The sequence below is a fragment of the Capnocytophaga canimorsus genome, from assembly GCF_002302565.1.
Lineage (GTDB): Bacteria > Bacteroidota > Bacteroidia > Flavobacteriales > Flavobacteriaceae > Capnocytophaga > Capnocytophaga canimorsus.
This window is the reverse complement of record NZ_CP022382.1, coordinates 2,360,914-2,384,217: the sequence shown is the minus strand read 5'-3', so window position 1 is coordinate 2,384,217 and position 23,304 is coordinate 2,360,914. Positions and strand designations below refer to the sequence as shown.

Annotated in this window: 17 protein-coding genes; 5 read left to right on the top strand and 12 right to left on the bottom strand. The window is 34.2% G+C overall.

The genetic code is table 11. The features are described 5' to 3' along the window. Positions 1-2 precede the first annotated feature (2 nt). A complete protein-coding gene (locus tag CGC47_RS10560; RefSeq protein ID WP_042000424.1) occupies positions 3-752 on the top strand; it encodes a hypothetical protein in 750 nt (249 codons plus the stop codon). A 208-nt stretch (positions 753-960) separates the two neighbouring features. On the opposite strand, the gene CGC47_RS10805 is transcribed toward CGC47_RS10560, so the two are convergent. The 12 genes from CGC47_RS10805 to aroB all read right to left on the bottom strand — a co-directional run bounded on the left by CGC47_RS10805 (position 961) and on the right by aroB (position 19,287). Continuing rightward, a complete protein-coding gene (locus CGC47_RS10805) occupies positions 961-1,380 on the bottom strand; it encodes a hypothetical protein (RefSeq protein WP_042000421.1) in 420 nt (139 codons plus the stop codon). Positions 1,381-1,711: 331 nt separating this feature from the next. Then, positions 1,712-3,082: a hypothetical protein gene (locus tag CGC47_RS10550; RefSeq protein ID WP_095900328.1), complete on the bottom strand. Its 1,371-nt coding sequence runs from the start codon at positions 3,080-3,082 to the stop codon at positions 1,712-1,714. Positions 3,083-3,094: 12 nt separating this feature from the next. Then, a complete protein-coding gene (locus CGC47_RS10545) occupies positions 3,095-3,664 on the bottom strand; it encodes a LamG-like jellyroll fold domain-containing protein (protein ID WP_157799876.1) in 570 nt (189 codons plus the stop codon). Further along, positions 3,661-4,338: a DUF1735 domain-containing protein gene (locus tag CGC47_RS10540; RefSeq protein WP_095900327.1), complete on the bottom strand. Its 678-nt coding sequence runs from the start codon at positions 4,336-4,338 to the stop codon at positions 3,661-3,663. Before CGC47_RS10540 ends, CGC47_RS10545 begins: the two co-directional genes overlap by 4 nt. A gap of 12 nt (positions 4,339-4,350) precedes the next feature. Beyond that, complete coding sequence (locus CGC47_RS10535) at positions 4,351-5,712, bottom strand: glycoside hydrolase family 18 protein (RefSeq protein WP_042000484.1); 1,362 nt, start codon at positions 5,710-5,712, stop codon at positions 4,351-4,353. 5 nt (positions 5,713-5,717) lie between these two features. Further along, on the bottom strand, positions 5,718-7,388 hold the full coding sequence (locus CGC47_RS10530) for a SusD/RagB family nutrient-binding outer membrane lipoprotein (protein ID WP_095900326.1): 1,671 nt from the start codon (positions 7,386-7,388) through the stop codon (positions 5,718-5,720). A gap of 17 nt (positions 7,389-7,405) precedes the next feature. Then, complete coding sequence (locus CGC47_RS10525) at positions 7,406-10,435, bottom strand: SusC/RagA family TonB-linked outer membrane protein (RefSeq protein WP_232779664.1); 3,030 nt, start codon at positions 10,433-10,435, stop codon at positions 7,406-7,408. 352 nt (positions 10,436-10,787) lie between these two features. Next, entirely contained in the window at positions 10,788-11,972 is a 1,185-nt protein-coding gene (locus tag CGC47_RS10520; protein WP_041986355.1) for a DUF1735 and LamG domain-containing protein, read from the bottom strand. A 21-nt stretch (positions 11,973-11,993) separates the two neighbouring features. Further along, entirely contained in the window at positions 11,994-13,097 is a 1,104-nt protein-coding gene (locus CGC47_RS10515; protein WP_042000410.1) for an endo-beta-N-acetylglucosaminidase family protein, read from the bottom strand. A 20-nt stretch (positions 13,098-13,117) separates the two neighbouring features. Continuing rightward, positions 13,118-14,746 (bottom strand): SusD/RagB family nutrient-binding outer membrane lipoprotein, encoded by a 1,629-nt coding sequence (locus CGC47_RS10510; protein ID WP_042000407.1) that lies wholly within the window; start codon positions 14,744-14,746, stop codon positions 13,118-13,120. 18 nt (positions 14,747-14,764) lie between these two features. Then, positions 14,765-17,875, bottom strand: coding sequence for a SusC/RagA family TonB-linked outer membrane protein (locus CGC47_RS10505; RefSeq protein WP_082025303.1), 3,111 nt, complete (start codon positions 17,873-17,875; stop codon positions 14,765-14,767). 338 nt (positions 17,876-18,213) lie between these two features. Beyond that, a complete protein-coding gene (gene aroB / locus CGC47_RS10500; RefSeq protein ID WP_042000477.1) occupies positions 18,214-19,287 on the bottom strand; it encodes a 3-dehydroquinate synthase in 1,074 nt (357 codons plus the stop codon). A gap of 142 nt (positions 19,288-19,429) precedes the next feature. Here aroB and CGC47_RS10495 point away from each other — a divergent pair, with 142 nt between their 5' ends. Genes CGC47_RS10495 through CGC47_RS10480 form a run of 4 tightly spaced genes read left to right on the top strand, consistent with a single transcriptional unit; the run spans position 19,430 to position 23,298 of the window. Continuing rightward, complete coding sequence (locus CGC47_RS10495) at positions 19,430-20,602, top strand: proline dehydrogenase family protein (RefSeq protein ID WP_042000404.1); 1,173 nt, start codon at positions 19,430-19,432, stop codon at positions 20,600-20,602. 16 nt (positions 20,603-20,618) lie between these two features. After that, positions 20,619-21,554, top strand: coding sequence for a DUF368 domain-containing protein (locus tag CGC47_RS10490; RefSeq protein WP_095900324.1), 936 nt, complete (start codon positions 20,619-20,621; stop codon positions 21,552-21,554). 6 nt (positions 21,555-21,560) lie between these two features. After that, positions 21,561-22,595, top strand: a complete 1,035-nt coding sequence (locus CGC47_RS10485; RefSeq protein WP_095900323.1) for a DUF368 domain-containing protein — start codon at positions 21,561-21,563, stop codon at positions 22,593-22,595. Then, positions 22,552-23,298: a shikimate dehydrogenase family protein gene (locus CGC47_RS10480; RefSeq protein WP_042000401.1), complete on the top strand. Its 747-nt coding sequence runs from the start codon at positions 22,552-22,554 to the stop codon at positions 23,296-23,298. Before CGC47_RS10485 ends, CGC47_RS10480 begins: the two co-directional genes overlap by 44 nt. The last annotated feature ends 6 nt before the right edge of the window (positions 23,299-23,304 follow it).

Here is a 23,304-nt window from a genome sequence, read left to right as displayed (position 1 = left end):
TTATGAACGACATTTCTTCAGAAAACAAACCTCGCCCCACCCTTTCTATGCCCAATGTAGTACGTATGGCATTTCATATTTATAGGCAAACACTCTTAGTAACTACGCCTGTTGCTTTGTTACTTTTTGTAGTATGCTTTGGGCTGTACTCTTGGCTTTTGCCTTCCATTTTAGGAATGCCTCTGGAAAAGTTTATTGCTATGGTGAGCCAAAACGACATTGAAAATTTAACATTGCTTGTGAACTCAAAACGTTTTTTGATTGCCTCTAACTTATTTGTGTTGCTCATAAGCTGTTTAATAGCTCCTATGTCTGCGGGTTTTTACAATGTTTTTGAAAAATTCAAAGAAAACACACTTTTAAATGCAAGAGAAGTTTTTAACCATTATAATTCGGAATATACAGCAAGAATTATAGGATATGTTGTACTACTTTGGGCAATAAAACTAAGTATTTCTTTACTACTGATGGTTATAAATCTTCAAATGTTTAGCTTTTGGTTTCAAGTGTTGCTTTCAGTATTTTTTACATTAACTATTCCGTATATTATATTGCAAGATAAACCTTTATTTTCTGCAATTAAAAGTAGCATCAAAAGTGTATCTCCTTATTTATTTTTGGTTTTTGTATCTTTAATCGTTGGTATAGTTTTTACTCTTTCAGGTACACTGCTTTGCGCAATAGGCATTGCCGCTACCTTACCTTTTTTATATGCAGTAAATTATGTGCTTTTTGAGTTTTTAAAACGATAAAAGTCTTGACGTAAAAAACACAATATTGATGTATTTACAATTCTTATGCTTTGGTAAATATAATCCAAAAGGTTCGTTTTGTTTTAAACAAAATCAAGAACCTACATTTTGAGACCTTTGTAAGGCAAATTTTTCTAAAACAACTTGTTAATTACTTGATTATTAATTAATTATTTCGTATATCTACTTTATGAAACCCACCAAAACCCTATTCGGTATGTCCTTTGCTGCTTACGATGTAGAAAGACGCACCCGAAAAGGCTCTTCTTACGCACAGGTCGATACCATTATCGATTGGAAACCCATTTCCGTTATCATCGACAAATACTATCAAAAAAGGGCTTCCGCCTCGGGTCAAAAACCTTACGATGGACTCCTGCTGTTTAAAATGTTGCTCATCGGGATGTGGAACCTGACCAACCTTTACACCACATAAAAAAGGCTCTGCCATAGCCTCTGTTATAGTCCCTTCTAACTTAAAGTAAGCTACACACCTCCAAAAACAATCTTTATCGTATTGTCCTATCCCCCATTTACAAGTACTCGCTTCTCCTGTAGTAAGAACTTCCATTTCTTTTTCAAGTTCAGCTAAAGCTAACTTAGTTCGTTGTCTGTTTTTTGTGTTCATACTTTCTATATCTAAATACTCCTACAGGGTTAAAAACACTTGTTTTCAAAAACAAAACATTTCAAAAATTTAACTTAATATGCTTTTAAAATCATTTCCTATTGACAGTGGTGGCGTTTGGGATTTTAGGATTGTCCAATGCCATAAAAGAAAAAGTGATACAGTTGGTAAAACTGTACCACTTGATTTGTAATTTTATCTGTTAAATCCTGTGTCACTTTTTCAGGACGACACAAATTTTTATAATATTTTATATGATGGATAAAACTTTATCGATAAAATATATAATTAACTACTAATAAATTTTATACTTGTAAAAAACATTAGCATTTTATTCATAAATATCAATCTCTGTTATTCCATAATAATAATATGATATTGAAGAATCATCTTTAATATTTTTAAATATTAAAGCTTTTGCTTTAATAGCTACATTAAGATTTATAGCAACATCTCCATTGTCGGAAGTCTTCATTGTTGCTAATTTAACTTCTTGATCAAATTCGTTTATTACATAGACATCAATAGAAGTAAAATATCGTCTGTAGTCTAGTTTTTTAAATCTTCTTGCTATATTTATAGACTGAATATTTTTAGTACCTCCAAAATCTATTTTAATTTGATTTTCGGAAGATATAACTCCATAATTATTGCTTCTATAATTATTATCAATAAAACTTAATGGACTCCAAATAGGTTTTAATGTAGTTAATCTCATACCTGATTTAATTATAGGAGAACCTATAGGCTTTTGTCCTAAATATAAATTATTATCTTCTGAAAAGTCTGTATTCAGTACAACCAATATATTGTCTGGTAGTGTATAGCTTTTATCTCCTATTTTAGCCACTACCTGAAGAGGAATCTGATAATTTTGCCCCTCTGTCAAATTTATTGTATTTAGTTTCCAATTAAATTTTATTTCATCTTTTAGACTAAAATCAACATCCTTTGGTAATGTTCCCTCTACACTTTCAGGTGCCATATTGGGCACATTTAGGTCTGACCTTTGTAAAGACAACGTCAATTGATCTGCTAAAACTCTTGATATTGATAAAGGTATTTGTATATCGGTTGAATACATATCATTCCCTAATATTAGGTTTTTCGCAACCCTTGTAGGATATGTGAAAGATATTTCCTCATTGTACACTTTAAAGATCAATCTTTCTTTAGTATCTAATAATTTTACAGAATCATCACTTGTCTTTAAAGAAAAAGGGACAACTAATTTGCCCTTAAAAGTTGGATTATTTGCTACGGAAACAACAAACTTTACAGATGTTTCTCCTTTTGAAATTACTTTTGTTTTTTCAGTAAATGGAATAAGATCCTCTGTACCTAAATCATAACCTAAATAATCTTTTTTGATTGATTCGAATAATTCAGAATCATATTGGAGAGTTACATTTAAATCCTTTTCCAAAGGTTTAAGAATCTTAACTTCAATTTCCTGCTTATTTTCACCAGAAATAGGTAACCCCCCCAAAGACAACATTGGGAAATTTAATTCAGTAGTTTCAATTAAAGCATAATTAAAACGAGGATCATAACCTAAGCGATTACGAATATCTGCATCCTTAATTTTAGAATCTACCTCCCAAGATTTATCCAAATTTTTAACAACTTCAATATTGTCCTTTTGACAAGAAAACAGCATACCAAGGGAAGCTAATATAATTAATTTAATATTATTTTTCATTTGTATAAATTATTATGGTTCAACTTTTTGCAAGGTTTCAGAAGGAAAAATTACATTATGATGCCATTCATCAATACCGTATTCTTCTGGTTTTACAATTTTATGATAAGATTCTCCATCTTGAACTCCAAAAGGAGAATTCCTCGTAGCTTTATGTAGCTCTACAACATTTTCATATTTAGTAACATCATTATATTTATTTTCAAAATCAATAGGCAAATAAGCAACCAAACCATCGGAATCGGGATCTATAGGATTATACAAATCAGCATTAATTTGGGCTTCTGTTAAAGCTTTACTCCAAACACGTACCTCTCTTAAAATATGAGAGACAGAATAAGACATCTGAGGATTGAAAACGCTCATAGTGGTGTCTCCTTTTAGTTTAACATTTGGCATTATAAATGTACGCACGTGCTTACCATCAAGATATATTTTAACTCTATGATCTTTGGTTTTCACATAAGTAACCTGATACCATCTTTTAGTTTTAATCTCTAATCCGTCAGTTGCAAATTCTCTAACTTTGTCTGCCAAGTTAACATCTGTTGGATTGATACGGCTATACCAATTGTAACTCAACATAGACATGTTATAAATACTACCTTGATAGGCTCTAAAAAAGTCAAACATAAAAAGGCTTGGAGTGTAAACTCTTCAGATTCAGGTATTTTAGGATCAAATTTTATTTTAGGTGCATGTCCTTCCTTTATATGAGCTACTGAAGTAATTACAGGACGTTGCAACGCAACCAAAGTTTTATTGTTAGACAGAACTTGCTTTACCGAAGTTGAAACAATATTTAGTGGAATCGCATATTTCACTCCTAATGAATATGTTTTAGGATTTAAAACACCTATTTTAACTCCAACTTTAGAAGAGATTTTTCCTTCCTTGATAGTTATGGTAAGAGATCCGTTTTTTGAAAAATTTTTAGGATTCTCTACCTCATATAACTCCACTTCTGAGGCAGGAAGCATCTTAAAGTTAGTTGTATTTTCTTGATTATATTGCTTTAAAAAATCATCAATGCTTACAGTTATTTTCTCGTCTTTTTTTGCTACCAAAGCTAAACGAGGTTCTATTTCAACAGTTCCTCCTAATTTTCTGTCTACATTCATTGTTGCTTTTTCTAATGACATATAGGCAGAGTTATGAAACTTTATATCCGTAGATGTTTCATCAAGAGTTTCTTGACATCCTACACTTCCTAATAAAAGGGTTGTAAGTAATGTATTTAAAATAATCTTCTTCATATTTCAGTGATTTTAAGGAATTACAATTAATGGTTCAGATTCTTTGAAGTTTGAATATGATTCACGAGGATCAGCAATTCGAATAATCTCACGTGTAATAGCGTGATTATGATAGTTGCGAGTTTGGTTAATCATCTTTAAATAGTTTTTTAACTCAGGTGTTTTATTTCCACTATCATAATCTAACTCTCCGTGGTAGAATCCAAATCCCCATATTTTCTTTTCTTTAATAGCTTTTCCTTTCTCCCAAAATCTTTGAAACCCATCCGAGGAACGTTTGGTTTGGATGTCTAATCCTGCAGAGTTGTAATACACTCCTCCAAGTTGTTTTATATGTTCCCCAACACCAGCAACTTCATAATCTTGCATAAAGTGTTTGTCAAAATATTTTCTGAATTCATTATCATCTCCAAAAACAACTGGTGATGTACCACAGGGAACATCAGCACAAAAATAATAACGCTTTGTTAAGTAATCATTAGGTAGATAAGGCTTGAATCTGTCAATGAAATCTTTTTCATTTTCATGAAAACCTTGAGTTGAAGTTTCAAACAAAGCACGAATGTTATTTTCTCTATCTTGTTGAGTTTTTACAAAGAATTTATCTCCTACAGGACCAAAGTACTTCGCCATCTCACGAACAAACTTATTGATATTTTCATAATTATTGTCTGACACCATCAAGCTATGTCCTTGTTTTGTAACGGTTTTGTGATCGCCACAAGTCTCCCAATCCACATCGTAACCATCAAGCCCGCAAGCAATAATAAAACGAGACAAATCACGAGCATAAATTTCTGACCATTTCTCATATGAAGTATCGAAAGGATATTTTTTACGGAAATAATCCCAGCCATTAATTTTTCCCTCTTTATCACCTGGAATTCCTAAACCAGGACCTGATGTTTGCCAACATAGGAGAACAACGCTTCCTTTTTTATGAAACATTTCAAGATCTTTCTTCATATTTTCACTAATTTCTTGGGGACCTTTACTAAATCCTCCCCCCCAAAGCGAAATACAAGCAACAGTATCTGGGATAGCTTGAAGCCAAGATGAGGCAATCCCTGGAGTTGCCTGCCAGCGTCTAGAATCATACCAAAAATAAAACATAGGTTTTTGCCCTACAGCGTCTCCTCCATTAAGCCAAGCACGACGCTTATACTCTCTTAACTGAGCCCAATACTCCTCCAAAGCTAACTTAGCTTCATTTGTAATTTCAGCTTCTTTTTGCCATTTGAAATTATCCCTTACTTCTCGTAAATTACTTAAAGCAACCTCTTCAAATTTTTCAGCATTAGACTCTGTTTCTGTCCATTTACTACAAGCCATCAAAGACAGCAATGTAATGGTAATTAATATATACTTTTTCATAATTATTATTTTTTATTTTTTTTATCCCACCAAACATTAGTAGCTGAATCATCAGGGCCTTCTAAAAATGTTTTAGCTTGTGTTACATTATCATTATTCAATTCAAACTCTTTACGAGGAAACGGAAAGCGACGCATTCCTAAATCTTTTCCGTCTTCAGTAACATTTTTTGCATTTACATTACTCAAATTAAAAGGAACTTTGAACATCCTTGGATATCCTGTTCTTCTCCACTCTGTCCAAGCCTCAAATCCATTAGGGAAGATAGCTAAGTATTTTTGAGTGATGATTTTTTCTAATTTTTCTTCGTCATTAGCAGAATCATCCCAAGTTTTTGCAACTTTACTAACAGCAATTTGATTATAATCTGCATTTTTATAATCTACATAATCAGCAGGTTTTTCACTTCCCTGTAAATATTGCTGTGCTTGAGTTTGTGTAAGTCCATTTTCTAAGAAAGAAAGTTCAACTCCCTTTTTATAAAGACTTTCCACACTCCCTTTTGAATTAAAACCAGCCAAAGCAGCTTCTGCTAATAAAAAGTATACTTCTGACGCTTTAAACAAATAAGTAGGTGTGTCTGTTGAAACATTTGGAGTAGAATAATTTTCATAAACGTCAGCCCCTGTTTTATTATCAATACCTGAACGAACTGCATAGTAATTATCAGTAAAATCTTCATTACCTTTTGATTTTCCTTTTTTGAAATACTTTTCAATACGAGGATCGTTGTATCCTTTTAGGTATGAATAAATGGTAGCTCCCATTTTTAACTCTCCATATCCGTCCATAATCACTAAAGAATTATGTAAAGTATATTTTCCATTTGAAACAAGTTGAGCAACATCATCTACACTCTCTATAAGTCCAGCAGAACTATTAACTGCTTTTTCAACATACATTCTTGCCAAATTTTCATCAGCATATCGTACTCTCATAGCCAAACGAAGCATCAAAGAATTTCCTAATTTAGCCCATTTCGATAGATTCCCTTGGTAAAGAGGATCGAATCCTTCTAACACCTTATTCCCTAAACCAAAAGAAACCATTTGATTAACGGATTGGTCCAATTCTTTTAAGAACGTTTTATAAACAACCTCCTGAGTATCATATTTAGCCTGTTGCTTCCCTGGTTCTAAGTCATTATAAGGAATAGGACCGAACAAATCAGTTGCTCTATGCATACCCAATACTTTGACAACTCTTGCAACGGCATACATTGTTTTAGAAATTTCATCCTTTTCAGTATAGATTATTTTTCCATCAACTGCACTAACATTGTGAAGAGTACCCTTAATTTTAAAGTATTGGTTCATAATATCTACCATCAAAGCATCAAATGTACCATTAGCTCTTTTGTCACTTACATAAAAGCTTGTTTGATTTAATCCTCCATCCCAGTGATTTCTACCAGGAGAAAAATATCCTGCCCAGTTATCGGCAGACATATTCTGAACTACTTGATAGTTATTAGCAGGATCTACCCCAGTTCCTGTAGGTATAGGAGCTTGTATCAAATTTGCAAACAAACCAGCAGAGGCTAAACCATCCAATTGGGATTGTTCGTCATTAGGGAGTAATTTATTTGTATTTATTTCTTCAAAGTCTTTAATACAAGAAGATAAACCTAAAAGTACTCCAAAGGTTAAAAGAATATTTTTATTTATCATTTTCATCTTTGTAGGTTTTTAAATTAAAATTGAAGTTTCAAACTTAATCCGTAAGTTCTCATTGCGGGAGTCATAAAAAGCTCTGTTTGAGCATAAGTTCCCACTCCAAAAGAGAGTTGAGGGTCGAATGGGGCCTTATTGTAAATCATCCATAAGTTTGTTCCTATAAATCCAAAAGTAATTCGCTTAATTCCATTAGAAATTAACTTTCCATCAAAAGTATAACTTAAGGAAGCTTCTTGCAAACGAACATTTGTTGCATCATAAGAATAATAGCCTGGTAAATCTTTGATTGTACTATAATATTTTTCAGGGTCATATAATTTACCATTAACTAGTACTCCACCAGCATCTCGAGCGTCTGCCGAAGCTTTAGACACTCCATAAGCATCTAAATAAGGTTGAGTTCCTGAAAGTACTACCCCTCCAAAACTTCCGTTAAATAAAACACTTAAATCAAATCCTTTATAAGAGAATGTATTTTTCCATCCCATTTGAAAATCAGGAGTTGAACTTCCTATTTTTATTTCTTGTGTTTCATCAACTTTAAATGTTGCTGCTTCTTCTATAAGATCTCCATTTACATCTCTTGCAAGTACCTTTTTAACAATAATATCACTCATACTACCCCCTTCTCGAAGATTTCCTCTTTCTGTGATATCAAATCTCTCTCCAGTAAAAGGATTCAAATAACCTCTTACCAATTCTTTTATCTCATTTTTATTATGAGAATATGTAACCGTAGAATTCCAATTGAAATCTTTAAATAAGTCTTTTTGGAAACTAACAGCTAACTCAACTCCTCTATTTTCTACATTACCTGCTTGTAATAAAAAACTTGAATAGAGAGAAGTGGCTGATAATTTTTGTTCAAACAACTGATTGAATGTGTTTGATTTATAAAGAGTCAAATCCAATGAAAGAGCATTCTTAAATAATTTTGTATTCAAACCAAATTCAAAAGAACGTGTTCGCTCGGCCTTGAAATCTGGATAAGGATACACTCTATTAGCTCTTATACCACTAGTAGATAAGCTGTGTGTAATAGTACCAGGGGTAACACCTGTTTTGCTGATTGGTGAACCGACCTCGGTATAAGACCCTCTTACTTTTACAAAATCAACATAATCAGGCATTTTTAACATCTCAGAAAGCACTGCAGAAAGCCCAACAGAAGGATAGAAAAATGAGGGCTCAGAAGAATTTACCAATTGAGAAGACCAATCATTTCTTCCCGTAAGAGAAAGGTATAGCATACGTTTATAACCTATTTCAGCACTTCCAAATACCGCCACATTTTTGGTTCTTAAATAACCTTGCCCTACTCCTGTTTCTGCAACAAAATTTGCAGAAGAAAACAAATTCGGTATATTTAGTAACATTCCTCCACCGCTCAAACTAGTATTATATTGGTCATTATAACTAGCCCCTAAGTTAGCTGTTAAACTAAAATTCTCACCAAAATTTTTATTTGCATTAAACATAATATCTGCGTAGGTTTGCTCGTCTTTCCCATTACTTATAGAATAATGTCCTTTATTGTAAGGTCCTAATTCTGGTTTCCAACCTCCTACAAGAAAATTATTTGTACTAGCGTAAAGCTTTTTCTCATTAACGCTATTGTCGTTATCTAGACGAATACGCCCTGTAACATTCAGCCAATCAAAAATATCATATTTTAGAGAGGCTGCCATTATGTAACGCTTCTTATTAAGTAAAAATAACTGACGATTTACGACCCAATAGGGGTTTTCGGAGAAATAACTTTCTAATTGCTCTGGATAAGGTTGATATTTCTCATAAATGCCTCTTTGTGGATTAAATCTCTCATACACCTCAATATCACGATAATCAAGGCTGCGTGGCATTAGATAAAGAGCCACTAGCGGATTAAAATACCCTCCACCTGAAATCATATTCCTGTTACCTTGACGAATAAAACTACCGCTAATATCTAAATGTAATTTATCATTCAAAAAAGAAGATGTATTCCTTACACTTATATTTGTACGATAATAATCGCTATTAGGAATAACCCCTTTAGCGTCGGTTTGTGCGGCAGAAACAAAGGTTTGATTTTGTTTTGTCCCTGTTGAAAGAGTTATAGCATTGGTTATATTGGTACCTGTACGAAAAAATTTAGAAGGATCATAACCAGAAGGTTTACTAAGCTTTGGTCCCCAACTTTTTTGACCTACACTTCCATAAGTATCTTGAAATTGAGGTAATAAAGTAGGAGTTATCATTTCTAAGCTACTAGATATATTAACCTCCATCTTACCTTCTTTCCCTTTTTTTGTATTAATTAAGATGACCCCATTAGCCGCTTGACTCCCATAAAGAGCCGCAGCAGAAGGACCTGTAAGAACATTTATACTTTCTACATCTTCTGGATTGATATCTGAAATACTTTCTCCTCCGGAAGGTGAACCGAAATATCCAGCGCCATCTCTTTGCCTATTAAACATAGGTACACCATCAATTACATACAATACACCATTGTTTCCATCAATTGATTTCAAACCACGCATTACTACTTTGGTAGCACCTCCCACCCCTGAAGCACTTCTTTGAATATTCACTCCAGCAACTTTACCATTAAGACTATTTACAATGTTTGTTTCCTTCACTTTTGTAAGTTCTTCCGATTTTACTTGCTGAACATTGTAACTCAATGCCTTTTCTTGGCGTTTGATACCCAAAGCAGTTACCACTACTTGCTCTAATTGTTGTGTTTCTTCTTTTAAAGAAACATTGATTACTTGCTCATTTCCACCACTAGAAATGACTTTTTCTTGAGTAACAAACCCTACATAACTAAAAACAAGCACTTCTCCTTGTGAGGCTTGAATTTGGTAATTACCATCAAAATCAGTAGTAATCCCTCGCTGAGTCCCTTTAATGAAGACACTCACACCTGGCAAGGGTTGTCCAAATTCATCGGTTACCGTACCGCTTACCTTTTTGGTTTGTTGCTCTACAACTTCTCTGACTGATGTTATCTCTGCCTTGGCATAAATAGCATCTGCCCAAAGCCCACATACAAGAGCCATAAGCAAAAATTTACTTAATTTGCCCTTACTGTTAGATCTACTTAGCAAATCTATCATAACAATAATAAAATGAATTAGTTAATAATTATTCCAAAACAAACTAATGTTATAATAATAAACTATAGTCTGTATTTCGTTAAATTTATACTCACAAATATATGATATATTTACTTAATAAAAAACAAAAAAGTCTTTTTTTTGTTTTTGAACATATTCAACCTTAAAAATGAAAAAATCATTACTGTAAAAAACTATGCAAAATACATAATCAAGAAAAAATCATTCGAAAATAAAAAAACAGTACAACTTTGAAAGCTGTACTGTTTAATATATTCCTTAAAAGAGTAACCATTTATTTTTTAGGAGGATAGAAAATGTAATTCTTACCCTTATTATCATCAAAATTTGAATTACTAGGTTTTGTTAAATGAGCCTTACTAGAAGACCAATCCCATATTTTACTTTCATCTTCTGTGATTTCACCCGTTTCGTGATCATATTTCTTACCATTCATTGGATAATAGAAAAGCAATCCTTCTGCTTTTTTAGGATCAAGCACTTTCCAATAGTTTTCTTTTAGCTCCTTAGCAGGAACGGCTCTTTTCCAGAATCGAACTTCTCGAACTAATTCATTGGCCCCACCTATCCAAAGCCCATTTAACGTATATATCCCATCCCTAATTTCTCGGGAGACAACTTCTTCTCCATTAACAAAAACTCGTGTAGTTTTACCGTCGTATGTGAATGCCAAAGAATACCATTCATTAGGTTTAGCGGCTAATTTTTCTTTAGGAACATCTATTTGAGCAGCCCCTGTTTTGATTTGTAACTGATTAGGATCAATGGTAACATCACCAAAACGAGTAAAAATTTCGTTTTTCGGATTCCCATCGGCAGTTTTTGTTCCTGCTATTGAACGATTGTTTCGATTATAAGCTGACCGATTAACTGTAGCTTCTAATGTCCATTGAGCTACAGGGATATCATCTGCTCCAAAAGCATTACTTATACCTGCTTCATATCCTCCAAAGCGATATACTTTAGTTACAATAGGCTCTAATTCTTTTTCAATAATTAATATAGCACTATCGCGTCCTGATACTGAAGTGGGACTTGTAGAACTAATCTTTATAGGAAGAGCATAAGCTTCCTTATCTGAGAAATTAATTTGATTAACATTAAGAGTTATTTTACCAACAAGCTCACCTTTTTTCATTGTAACTTGTTTAGAAACATTGTACATAGAAGCAGGCAAAACTGTATATTCAGTGTTATACTTACTATTGTATTGTTCCAATTGAGTTTTATCGGCAGTCATAACAGTAATATGACTTTCAGAACTAACAGGTATAACGGAACGAATATCAACTGTAACCTCTTTGGATTCATTTTCTTTTAACGAGAATTTAATAGTAGGCTCATTAGTATTTAAGAACACAGCTTGTTTCGTTAAATGATCCTTTGTTTCGTTCTCGTATAATTCTTCTTGGCATGATGAAATCATTACTAAGCCAAGGCACCATATTATCTTTTTCATATGTAAACTCATTTATTGATGTTATTGAAAATTACCAGGAATTTTTTGATTACCATAATACAAAGCTTTACGTAGCCACTTATATTGTGGTTTGTTAGCATAATCGTACTCCATATGGTATGTTCCGATTCCGCCTATACGCTTTCCGCTTGGTAAATCTAAAGTAGCATAATCCAATATTTGTCTTCCTCCTCCATTACTTGGAAGCGCTCGAATTTCTGGTCTAACGCTATAATATCCACTTACACCACCTTGTTTCCAACCCTGCTCGAACTCAACAGTAATGATTGTTTTTCTTTCCCAATCTTGCAAATGTTCATTTTCAATCTTATAAATAACTGAACTTGTGCTGCTTTCCCAATAGGCTTGATAAATATAATGATCAACTAGTTTGGATGTTTCTGCTGAAAGTAAGTAGGGTTCTCCGTCCATTACTAGCATTCTACCCTTAGGACGAAGACGATTAGAAAGCGTTTCTATAAATACTTGCATAGGGTGATCACCTTGTATATCTTCTTGATTTGCTAAATCACCATCATGCCCATAACCAGGTTCGTAGTCAATATCAAAACCATCAAGGTTGTATTTCTCTATAGTGTCTGCAATGGCGTTAGCATAGGCTTTTACCCCTTCATTGAAAACTCCTCCTCCTTTTTCATTCACCCAGTATTGTATTCTATTTTTCCCTACAGGAGTTAAAGGTCCCCCCAAATCTTCTACGATCCAACATAAAAGTGCTTTACCTCCTTTTACGTCTTGAAAAAATTTAAGATCTTTTTTCTGTTCTATAGAAAGAGAACCTCTCGTTCCCCAAAGAGAAACAAAGTCAACACTATCAGGTAAAGCTCTTAAATAGTTTTGAGGATTATCTCCTTTACCTGACCAATTTCCGAACCATCCGAATCCTTTCACACGAGGTTTATTACGATACTCTTCACGTAACTTTTTATAGTATTCTCTTACGTGAGGGTTTAAATCTTCTTCTGTTTCGGCTTCCATCAAATGTACTACTTTATCAACGTTCTGATTATCAAAAGTAATACGCTCAGTTTCGGTCCACTTTTCACAGCTCATAATAGAGCCTGCAATAATGGCTGTTCCTAAAAATATTTTATGTATTTTCATATAACTTTCTTATTAGTTTTTTATTTTTGTTGTGGCCTATTTGGGCGTACCCACCACAGTTTCGTTCCCCCTTGATCTTCACCATTCAAAAGTGATGGTAATTGCGTTAAATTAGGATTTTTAAGATACTCATCTTCAGAATATTTAAAACGCTCAGGAACAAAACAATCAGGGCAGTTGATTCTTTTAGGTGCCTGTTCGTCTGCATACTTCATTATAAGAGGATATCCTGTTCTTCTATACTCTGTCCAAGCCTCTACAGCATTGGGGTACATTGCCAAATATTTTTGAGTAATAATTTTTTGAAGCTGTTGCTCTTGTAATGAACGATTCCCTGAGATATGGTTCCATTTAGGAGAAACATTGTTTTCTGATATATCATAGGAATAAAAATAGTCATATTCATTCTCTGTAACTGACTTATGCTCAGCCTCTCTTTTTAAATACGTTTCTGCATCAGCTATTGAAAGTCCATTTTCAATAAAAGACATTTTTACCCCTTGTTCATAAAAATCCTTAGCTTCTGACGAAGTAAGTCCTCCTAATCCATACAAAGCTGCTTCTGCTTTGAGTAACAATACTTCTGAAGTACGTAACCAATAAATGGGTGAGCTTTCATTCACATTGGGTTTGGAAGCAAATTCTGGAGTATCTATACCTGTATTTTTACCTCTTCTTGATGTAGGAACAACAGCAAAGAAACCTGATTCTCCATCATAAGTTCCTTTAGTGAAATATTTATCGGCTCTTGGGTCTTTATACACATCAAGATAATACCACATAGTAAGCCCCATACGAGTTTCACTATATTCATTTACTGATGCTATCATTGGATTCAATAGCTTCATTTTGCTGGTACTTCCCATTTTTGCTTCATCAGAGACATCTGTCATTACACCTCCTGCAATTGCTTTTGCTACATATTCAGATGCTTTCTGAGGATCATTAAAATGCATTCTTACAGCAATTCGTAACATCAAAGAGTTAGCAAATTTTGCCCATTTTGACAAATCTCCATTGTAAACATTATCATAAGAGGAGAGAATATTTCCCCCTGAGCTAATAACTGCCAATGATTTTTCCAAATCGGAAAGCATTGCATAGTAAACTTCTTTTTGGTTGTCCAATTTTGGTTTAATGTCACCATTTCCTGCTGAAGTGTAAGGAATAGGACCAAACACATCAGTCGCTCTAAGCCAAGCTGTTACCTTTAGTATTTCTGCTAATGCAACGATCTGTTTATCACGTAAAACTTCTGAATCACCAAGAGCTTTTTTTACCTCAACCCATTGTTGAAAGAAATTGGAATAAAAATTCTCATACGCATAATTCATCCTACCTTTTTCAAGGTTCCAAGAAGGTTCTAAGCGGAACCCCCAGTTATTATTATTTCCAAAATAACCAATGTAGTTACCCGATGAAATCAAATCTGTATTTTGCAAGGCATTACCTGGTCCAGTAGTCGCTTCAGGAGGTCCTATAGGAATTATTAATTGTTGCATTCTTACAAAAGGAGCTCCATATGAAATACCATCTTTTGCTTCATCAGATTTTGTGACTCCATAAGCATTTGTGTTTATTTCTTCAAAATCAGATGTACAACCAACTGCAACTGAAAGCAGTAAAGATGTGAATATTATTCTTTTCATTTTTATACTTTTATTAAATTAAAATCCGATTTTTACACTTAATCCATAGCTTCTTAAACTTGGAAGCATAAAATAGTCATATCCTTGACCGAATGTACCTGTTGTCGAAGTCAGTTCAGGATCGAAAGGGGCTTTGTTATAAATCATCCATAAATTATTCCCTATCAATGAAATGCTCAAATCAGAAAACGTCTTTCCTAATGCTTGTTTAGGGAAACTATATGTAAGGCTCACTTCTTGTAAGCGAACATTTGTTGCTGAATAGGTATAATAAGCATCTAAAGCATTGATTGCATTGTAATAAGCTCTTGGGTTCACTTTAAAACTTCCTAATTGAGCATATCCCAAATCACGTGCATCAGCACTCGCCTTTGAAACTCCATAATAATCTAAAATTTGCTGGGTTTTTGACACAACAACTCCACCCAATCTAGCTTTAAATAAAAAGTTTAAAGATAAATTTTTATATCCTAAGTTTCCTTGCCAACCCAATAGCCAATCAGGATTTACAGAACCTAGCATATAAGGCTCAGTTGCTTCAGTAGCAATTGTTCCACTGGAAATATCAACCAATCCATATTTATCTCTTTTAATCCAATTATTTGCATAAATATCCCCAATACTACCTCCTTCTCTCAAGTAGAAATTACCTACTGTCATTTCTTTTATATCAATAGGAGATGATGCATCAAATGGATTAGGTATTCCTGAAGCCAATCGAATGATTTTATTTTGGTTTGCTGTAGCTGTCAAACTTGTACCAAAATTGAAATCTGCTACTTCTTGGTTATACCCTAAAGCAACCTCTAAACCTTTGTTTTCTACATTTCCTGCTTGGACGTACATTGTCTGATATCCAGAACTTTTTGGTAATCCAGCTAATAATAACTGATTATAAGTGTTGGATTTATAAGCTGTTACATCTAAAGAAAGTCTATTTTTTAACCATTTAGTACTAATCCCTACTTCAAAAGAGCGAGTCCTTTCAGCTTTCAAAGGTGCTGTTAAAGGATAAAAATCATTTGCCTTTATACTTCCTCCTTCAATTTTTTTAGTTATTGTTCCTGGAGTAATCCCTGTTACGCTTATAGGAGAACCAACCTCTGTAAATGAAGCTCTAATTTTAGCAAAACCTAAGTATGGATACAATTTATTTTTAGTTTCAGGAGACAGTAACTCTGTAATGACAGCAGAAACACCTACTGATGGATAGAAAATGCTTTCTTCATCACTATTTACCAATTGAGAAGCCCAATCATTACGCCCTGTAAGCGTTAAATAAAGAGCTGATTTCCAACCTAATTCTGCAGATGCAAAAACAGCAATGTTTCTACGTCTATCATTTCCTCCTTCATCGGAAACTACTGCGGTACTTGCATCAGTATTAGAAATGAAGAATTTATTAGCAATATGTTTTATTTCACCTCTATATGATTTACCCTTATTATCGTAATCCTCAAATGAAGTACCCGCATTTACAACCAAGTTAAAATCATCTGCAAAACTTGTGTTGTAATTCATTATCAAGTCTGCATATTTTTGCTTAAATGTTCCTTGTGAATATGCATAACGCCCTTTCTCTTTGGCAAAAGCTCCCAAAGTACCTGCGTATCGTTTGTCTTCTGATTTTGAATACGTATTGTCCAAACGTACACGCCCAGCTATATTTAGGTTCTTAAATATATTATACTTCAATTGTCCTGAGAACATATAACGATCTCTAACTTTAGGACGAACATTCCTATACATTATCCAATAAGGATTTTGAATATCTTTTCCCAGATCTCCAGGGATACGATTCTGAATAGCGTTGTACCCTTTTTCCATATCGTACAATTCGAATGATTTCATCCAGTCAAAATTTTCTCCTCTAGGGAATAAATACACACCCACTATTGGGTTAAAATATTCTCCAAATGAAATCATATTTTTCTCAAATTGACGAACATAGCTCGCTGATACATCTAACTCTAATTTATCATCTAAAAAAGAAGAGGTATTACGAATAAGCACATTGTGTCTTCTGTACTGATTGTTGGAAACGATTCCTTCTGAAGTAATAGAAGCAGCAGAAACAAAAGTTTGATTTTGCTTATTTCCTACAGAGAAATTCAGAGCGTTATTGTAAGTTGTTCCTACATTAAAAAATTTCTTAGGATCAAGAGAAGAAGGAGTATCTAATTTATCACCCCAAGAGAAAAACAAATCGCTTGTTCCGTATGTATTCTGAAATTCAGGCAAAATCAATGGATTAGAAAACTCTACTGAAGAAGAAAGATTTACTTTCATTTTTCCTTCTTTTCCTTTTTTAGTGTTAATCAGAATAACACCGTTAGCGGCTGCAGCACCATACAAAGCAGCTGCCGAAGGTCCCGTAAGTACAGAAATACTTTCAATATCTTCAGAGTTGAAATCCGCAATTCCTTCAGAAGAAGCTGGAGTTCCAAACTTTTGATCACCACGCTCCCTGTTGGTATTTTCCCCCATTGGAACACCATCAATGACATAAAGAACATTATTTCCTCCTAAAATGGATTTTGCTCCTCGCATCACCACCTTAGTTTGCCCCCCTACTCCCGAAGAACTTTTTTGAATATTTACCCCAGCCACTTTTCCGTTAAGGCTATTAACAAAGTTAGCATCTTTTACACGAGTAAGTTCTTCTGACTTTACTTGTTGAACATTATAACTCAGTGCTTTTTCTTGGCGTTTAATACCTAAAGCAGTTACTACTACTTGTTCTAATTGCTGTGTTTCTTCTTTTAATGAAATATTAATTACGAGTTCGTTTCCAGTGCTAGAAACAATTTTTTCTTGAGTAACAAACCCTACATAACTGAAAACAAGCATTTCTCCTTGTGAAGCTTGAATCTGGTAGTTGCCATCAAAGTCAGTAGTAATCCCTCGCTGAGTTCCTTTAATAAAAACACTCACACCTGGCAAGGGCTGTCCAGACTCATCGGTTACCGTACCGCTTACTTTTTTGGTTTGTTGCTCTACAACTTCTCTGACCGATGTTATCTCTGCCTTGGCATAAACAGCATCTGCCCAAAGTCCGCACGCAAGAGCTATAAGTAAAAATTTACCCAATTTGCCCTTGCTGTTAGATCTACTTAGCAAATCTATCATAAGAATAATAAAATGAATTAGTTAATAATTATTTCAAAACAAACTAACGCGGCAATAATACAAACACATAGTTTGTCCTTCGTTAAATTTACATTTACAAATGTATAACATATTCAGTTAATAAAAAACCAAAAAATCTTTTTTTAAAGTATTACGAGAAAAGAGAAAGATGTGAAATTACTACTATCAATTGAGAAAAAAGCAACATATTTAACAAATACACATCAATAAATTAGTCACAATATATTTTTTTAAGAAATTAAACCAATCCCACACTTAAAATTACTGAACTGTTAAAAAAGCCTGCTTGAACTCTATTTTATAGTTATTCTAAATAACTACCTATTGTAGTACTCAAAAGCATCTAACACTACGTTTTCTTCTACATTACAATCTATCTTAGGGGTTGCTACTGTTTGTAAAAGCACGAAATTAACTTTTCCGTGTGAGTTTTTCTTGTCAAATCTTAATAAATTCAATATCTCTGTAATCTCTTGATTATGAATATTTATTTTAGGAAAATATTCTTCTAATACTAGTTTAACTTCTTCGAGAGTGGCTCTTGACAAACCACAAACTCTATAGGACAAGTAAGCCGCCAGTACCATACCAATGGCTATTGCCTCGCCGTGTAATAGTCGTTCTCTATGAGGAGCAGATAAAAAATAAGATTCTATGGCGTGACCTAAAGTATGCCCAAAGTTCAAGGTTTTACGCAGTCCCTTTTCGGTAGGGTCTTGTTTTACAATATTGTTTTTGATGATGACAGAATCGTAAATTAGGCTATCCAAATCTGAAATATCCAAATCTTTCAAGTTTCTCATCTTTTCCCAATATGAAACAGAGTGAATAAGCCCGTGTTTAAACATTTCTGCCATACCACTGCGTAATTCTTGAGCGGGAAGCGTCGCTAAAAAACGGCTATCAATAATCACCCCTAAAGGATTACTAATCACCCCTATTTGATTTTTTAAATTTCCTAAATCTACTCCTGTTTTTCCACCTACCGAAGCATCAACCATAGCTAATAACGAAGTAGGTATATTCACAAAATCAATACCTCTCATATAGGTTGCAGCTACAAATCCGCCCAAATCAGTAACCACTCCTCCTCCTAAATTAAGCAAAACACTTTTTCTGTCACCCCCCAAATCGGAAAGTGTCATCCAAACTTGCTGACAAGTTTCCAAATTTTTATACTCCTCTCCCGCCTCTATTTCAATGATTTCAAAAGGATAATCACCAACTATATCAGCAAGCAACACTGGTAAACAATAGGCATTGGTGTTGCTATCGGTCAGAATAAAAACTTTAGAATATTTTTTTTCTTTCAGCAATTCATTTAAAAAATCAAACCCTTTTTCGTTAAAATGTATTTGATAACTATCTGCAGGAATACTCTGTAATACCATATCTATAATAATATTAATGTGAAGCAATTTATTTGATTGGGTAAAAATAATCATAAAAAATTGAAATCGTACCAAAACTAATGTATATTTGTCTGCTTTAAAAAACACATTACTGATAATTATCACCCAAAAAGACTTTTTTATGAAATCGATTTTTAATGACACTAAAACGGCTTTTTCTTTAAAAAATAATTTTGAATTGGGCAGGGCATACTGGCTTTTCCGTTTTATGGGAAACAATACCTTGATTAGTATAGGAACTGCTTTGACTAATTTTTCGCTCAAAATGTACTTACCTGTAGAATGGCTTATCAAAAAAACTGTTTTCAACCAATTCTGTGGAGGAATCTCTCAACAAGATTGTGAGAAAGTCATTGAAAATATGTACGAAAAAGGGGTAAGTTCTGTTTTAGATTATTCGGTAGAAGGAAAAGCCGAAGAAAGTTCTTTTGATGACACCTTGAGCAAAACCTTAGAAACTATTGAGTTTTCTAAAAATCATTCGGGGGTTCCTTTCGCCGTTTTTAAACCTACTGGATTTGGAAAATTTGCTATCTTTCAGAAAATCACTGAAAAAAAACCACTTACTTTAGAAGAACAACAAGCTTGGGAACGCATCGTCGCCCGATTCGATAAAGCTTGCTCAAAAGCTGCCGAATTAGGTATCCCAATTATGATAGATGCCGAAGAAAGCTGGATGCAAACCGCCGCCGACGATTTAGCAGAGCAAATGATGCGCAAGTATAACAAAGAAAAAGCCATAGTTTACAACACTTTGCAAATGTATCGTCACGATAGGTTAGCTTACCTAAAACAGTTGCACGACCGTGCCATTGCTGATAATTTCTATATCGGACTAAAAATAGTACGTGGCGCATATATGGAAAAAGAAAACGAAAGAGCTAAGGAAAACAACTACCTCAGCCCTATTTGTGCCTCAAAACCAGCAACTGACGAAAACTACAATGCTGCCATACGCTACATTTTAGAACATATTGACCGCATTGCCCTTTTTGCAGGAACTCATAACGAAGATAGCTCAGCTTTAATCCTTAACCTAATGAAAGAAAAAGGTTTAAATACTCACGACTCTCGCATTTGGCTGGGGCAACTCTACGGAATGAGCGACCATATTAGCTTTAATGTTGCCAAGTTGGGGTACAACACCGCAAAATATCTTCCCTTTGGTCCAGTACGCGAAGTAATGCCTTATCTAATTCGTAGAGCTCAAGAAAATACCTCCGTAGCGGGACAAATGGGACGTGAGCTAACACTACTCAAAAAAGAATATAACCGCAGAAAAACAGAAAAATAAACGTAAACAACAACGTATGCAAAGGTCGTTTTTTGACTATATTTTAATCACACTAAAAGGATTAGCCATTGGGGCAGCCGACGTAGTTCCAGGAGTTTCTGGGGGTACCATTGCCTTTATTTCAGGAATTTACGAAGAATTATTAACCTCTATAAATAAAATAAATCTAAAGGCTTTAAAAACACTCGGCACCGAAGGTTTCTCTTCCTTTTGGAAAACAATCAATGGTAATTTTTTAATCGCTCTGTTTTTAGGCATTGGTGTTAGTATTTTTTCATTAGCCAAAGTAATTCGTTGGTTGTTAGAACATCATCCGTTATTATTGTGGGCATTTTTCTTCGGATTGATTTTGGCAAGTATCTATTTTTTAGGTAAGGACATTAAAAAATGGAATTTAGGAGTGGTTTCAGCCTTGCTCATTGGCTGTCTGCTGGCCTTTTGGATTACCTCATTACCTCCTTGGCAAGGCGAACACGGCTATTTATTTTTATTCTTATCAGGAGCTTTAGCCATTTGTGCTATGATTTTACCAGGAATCTCTGGAGCTTTTATTTTAGTGCTTTTAGGGGCTTATCACACCATACTTTCAGCAATCAGCGAATTGAATTTCAAAATATTAGCAACCGTAGGATGCGGAGCAATAGTTGGGCTGTTAAGTTTTGCCCGTTTACTAAAATGGATGTTTACTCACTACAAAAATACTACTGTTGCCTTAATGATGGGCTTTATCATCGGGTCGCTCAATAAAATTTGGCCTTGGAAACAAACTGTTTCCACTTATGTAGATGCTCACGGAAATCTTAAACCTTTTTTAGAAAAAAATGTATTGCCTTTCACCTACGAAGGAAATCCTAAAACCTTACAAGTCATTCTGATGACGCTTATTGGTTTTTTCATCATCTTTTTGTTAGAACGCTTTGCCGTTTCTTTAAAAAAAGCAAATACAAAATAAAAAATTATGGAAACTACAAGAACTTTAACTGATAAAATACTCCTTATTATTAAAGGATTGGCTATGGGAGCTGCCAATAAAGTTCCTGGAGTTTCAGGCGGAATTGTTGCTTTCGTTGCTGGATTTTATGAAGAGTTTATCTATTCCTTACAGAAAATCAACGGAAAAGCCTTTAAGTTGCTTTTCAATGGCAGATTCAAAAGTTTTTTACGCTACACCAATTTTCGTTTTTTAGGATTACTCATTTTGGGTATGGTTATTAGCTATTTCAGTGTTTCTCGCCTATTAGATTATTTTATGAAACACTGGGAATTGTACGTTTGGGCTACCTTTTTCGGAATGATTATTGGCTCTATTTATTACATTTCCAAGGATTTCAGTAATTGGAACCGCAAAACGGTCATCGCGATGATTATCGGTGCAGTAGTAGGCGTATCCATCAGTTTTTTAAGTCCCGCAAAGGAAAACGGCAATCTAATTTTCGTGTTCTTCTGTGGTATTATCAGCATTTCAGGAATGACCTTACCTGGACTTTCTGGCTCATTCATTCTGATTTTATTAGGAAATTACGTGTTGCTTTTGGTGGATTCAGTAAATGCTTTGGCTTATACCATAGGTGAACTATTTTCTGGGGATACCAGTTTCATTAACAACCCTGAACGCATCAGATTACTAAAAATTCTTGCTGTTTTTACTTTCGGTTCTTTGTTCGGATTAGTCACACTCTCGCATCTACTTTCTTATATTTTAAAACATTACAAAGACATCACTACTGCTACTATAATAGGCTTTATTACAGGCTCATTAGGAGTGGTTTGGCCTTGGAAAGAAACCATTTACGCCACCGATAGTTTGGGAAATGTTCTAACTGATTCCGCAGGAAATCAAATCGTAGCCAATTACAGCCGATTTTTACCCGACATTTCTCATAGTTCCACTTGGATTGCCTTAATTTACGTCATTTTCGGAATTTTAATCGTTTTAGGTTTGGAATGGTATGGAAAAAAACGACAAGAAAAACTTATTCGCTCTGATAGGTAAAAATATTGATTATTCATTTTCAAGAGCTTATTTCTCAAAGAAGTTTCAAGAAGAAGGCGTCAACGCCGAGTATGTAAATTTTGATTTAATGACTCTGGAAGAATTGCCTTCTCGGGTTGCTATGCACCCCAACTTAAAGGGAATGAATGTTACCATTCCTTACAAAGAAGCCATCATCTCGAAATTGGCGGCTTTAAATGAAACGGCAAAAATCATCGGAGCGGTTAATACCATAAAAGTTACTCCTTTGGGGTGGATTGGATTCAACACCGACTACTATGGTTTTTCCGAATCTATAAAGCCTTTTTTAAAACCACACCATACCAAAGCCTTAATTCTGGGTACAGGAGGAGCTTCAAAAGCGGTAGCTTATGCTCTAAAAACATTGTATATCAGCTACCGATTTGTATCTCGTACCCCAAAAATTGGGCAGTATGCTTACACGGATTTATCAGCAGAACTTTTATCCAAATATACGATTATTATAAACTGTACCCCTTTGGGTACATTTCCAAACGTTACCGATTGCCCCCCCATTCCGTATCAGTACATTACTTCACAACATTTGCTTTACGATTTGATTTACAATCCTGAAAAAACCCTTTTTTTGCAAAAAGGGAAACAAAAAAAAGCAACCATTTGCAACGGCGAGGCAATGTTACGCTTACAAGCCGAAAAAGCGTGGGAAATTTGGAATTGTTAAAAATAA

Excerpts from the sequence above, each read along its gene's own strand:
- CGC47_RS10560 (WP_042000424.1), top strand. The coding sequence starts at position 3 with ATGAACGACATTTCTTCAGAAAACAAACCTCGCCCCACCCTTTCTATG.
- CGC47_RS10805 (WP_042000421.1), bottom strand. The coding sequence starts at position 1,380 with ATGAACACAAAAAACAGACAACGAACTAAGTTAGCTTTAGCTGAACTT.
- CGC47_RS10550 (WP_095900328.1), bottom strand. The coding sequence starts at position 3,082 with ATGAAAAATAATATTAAATTAATTATATTAGCTTCCCTTGGTATGCTG.
- CGC47_RS10540 (WP_095900327.1), bottom strand. The coding sequence starts at position 4,338 with ATGAAGAAGATTATTTTAAATACATTACTTACAACCCTTTTATTAGGA.
- CGC47_RS10535 (WP_042000484.1), bottom strand. The coding sequence starts at position 5,712 with ATGAAAAAGTATATATTAATTACCATTACATTGCTGTCTTTGATGGCT.
- CGC47_RS10530 (WP_095900326.1), bottom strand. The coding sequence starts at position 7,388 with ATGAAAATGATAAATAAAAATATTCTTTTAACCTTTGGAGTACTTTTA.
- CGC47_RS10525 (WP_232779664.1), bottom strand. The coding sequence starts at position 10,435 with ATGGCTCTTGTATGTGGGCTTTGGGCAGATGCTATTTATGCCAAGGCA.
- CGC47_RS10520 (WP_041986355.1), bottom strand. The coding sequence starts at position 11,972 with ATGAAAAAGATAATATGGTGCCTTGGCTTAGTAATGATTTCATCATGC.
- CGC47_RS10515 (WP_042000410.1), bottom strand. The coding sequence starts at position 13,097 with ATGAAAATACATAAAATATTTTTAGGAACAGCCATTATTGCAGGCTCT.
- CGC47_RS10510 (WP_042000407.1), bottom strand. The coding sequence starts at position 14,746 with ATGAAAAGAATAATATTCACATCTTTACTGCTTTCAGTTGCAGTTGGT.
- CGC47_RS10505 (WP_082025303.1), bottom strand. The coding sequence starts at position 17,875 with ATGATAGATTTGCTAAGTAGATCTAACAGCAAGGGCAAATTGGGTAAA.
- aroB (WP_042000477.1), bottom strand. The coding sequence starts at position 19,287 with ATGGTATTACAGAGTATTCCTGCAGATAGTTATCAAATACATTTTAAC.
- CGC47_RS10495 (WP_042000404.1), top strand. The coding sequence starts at position 19,430 with ATGAAATCGATTTTTAATGACACTAAAACGGCTTTTTCTTTAAAAAAT.
- CGC47_RS10490 (WP_095900324.1), top strand. The coding sequence starts at position 20,619 with ATGCAAAGGTCGTTTTTTGACTATATTTTAATCACACTAAAAGGATTA.
- CGC47_RS10485 (WP_095900323.1), top strand. The coding sequence starts at position 21,561 with ATGGAAACTACAAGAACTTTAACTGATAAAATACTCCTTATTATTAAA.
- CGC47_RS10480 (WP_042000401.1), top strand. The coding sequence starts at position 22,552 with ATGGAAAAAAACGACAAGAAAAACTTATTCGCTCTGATAGGTAAAAAT.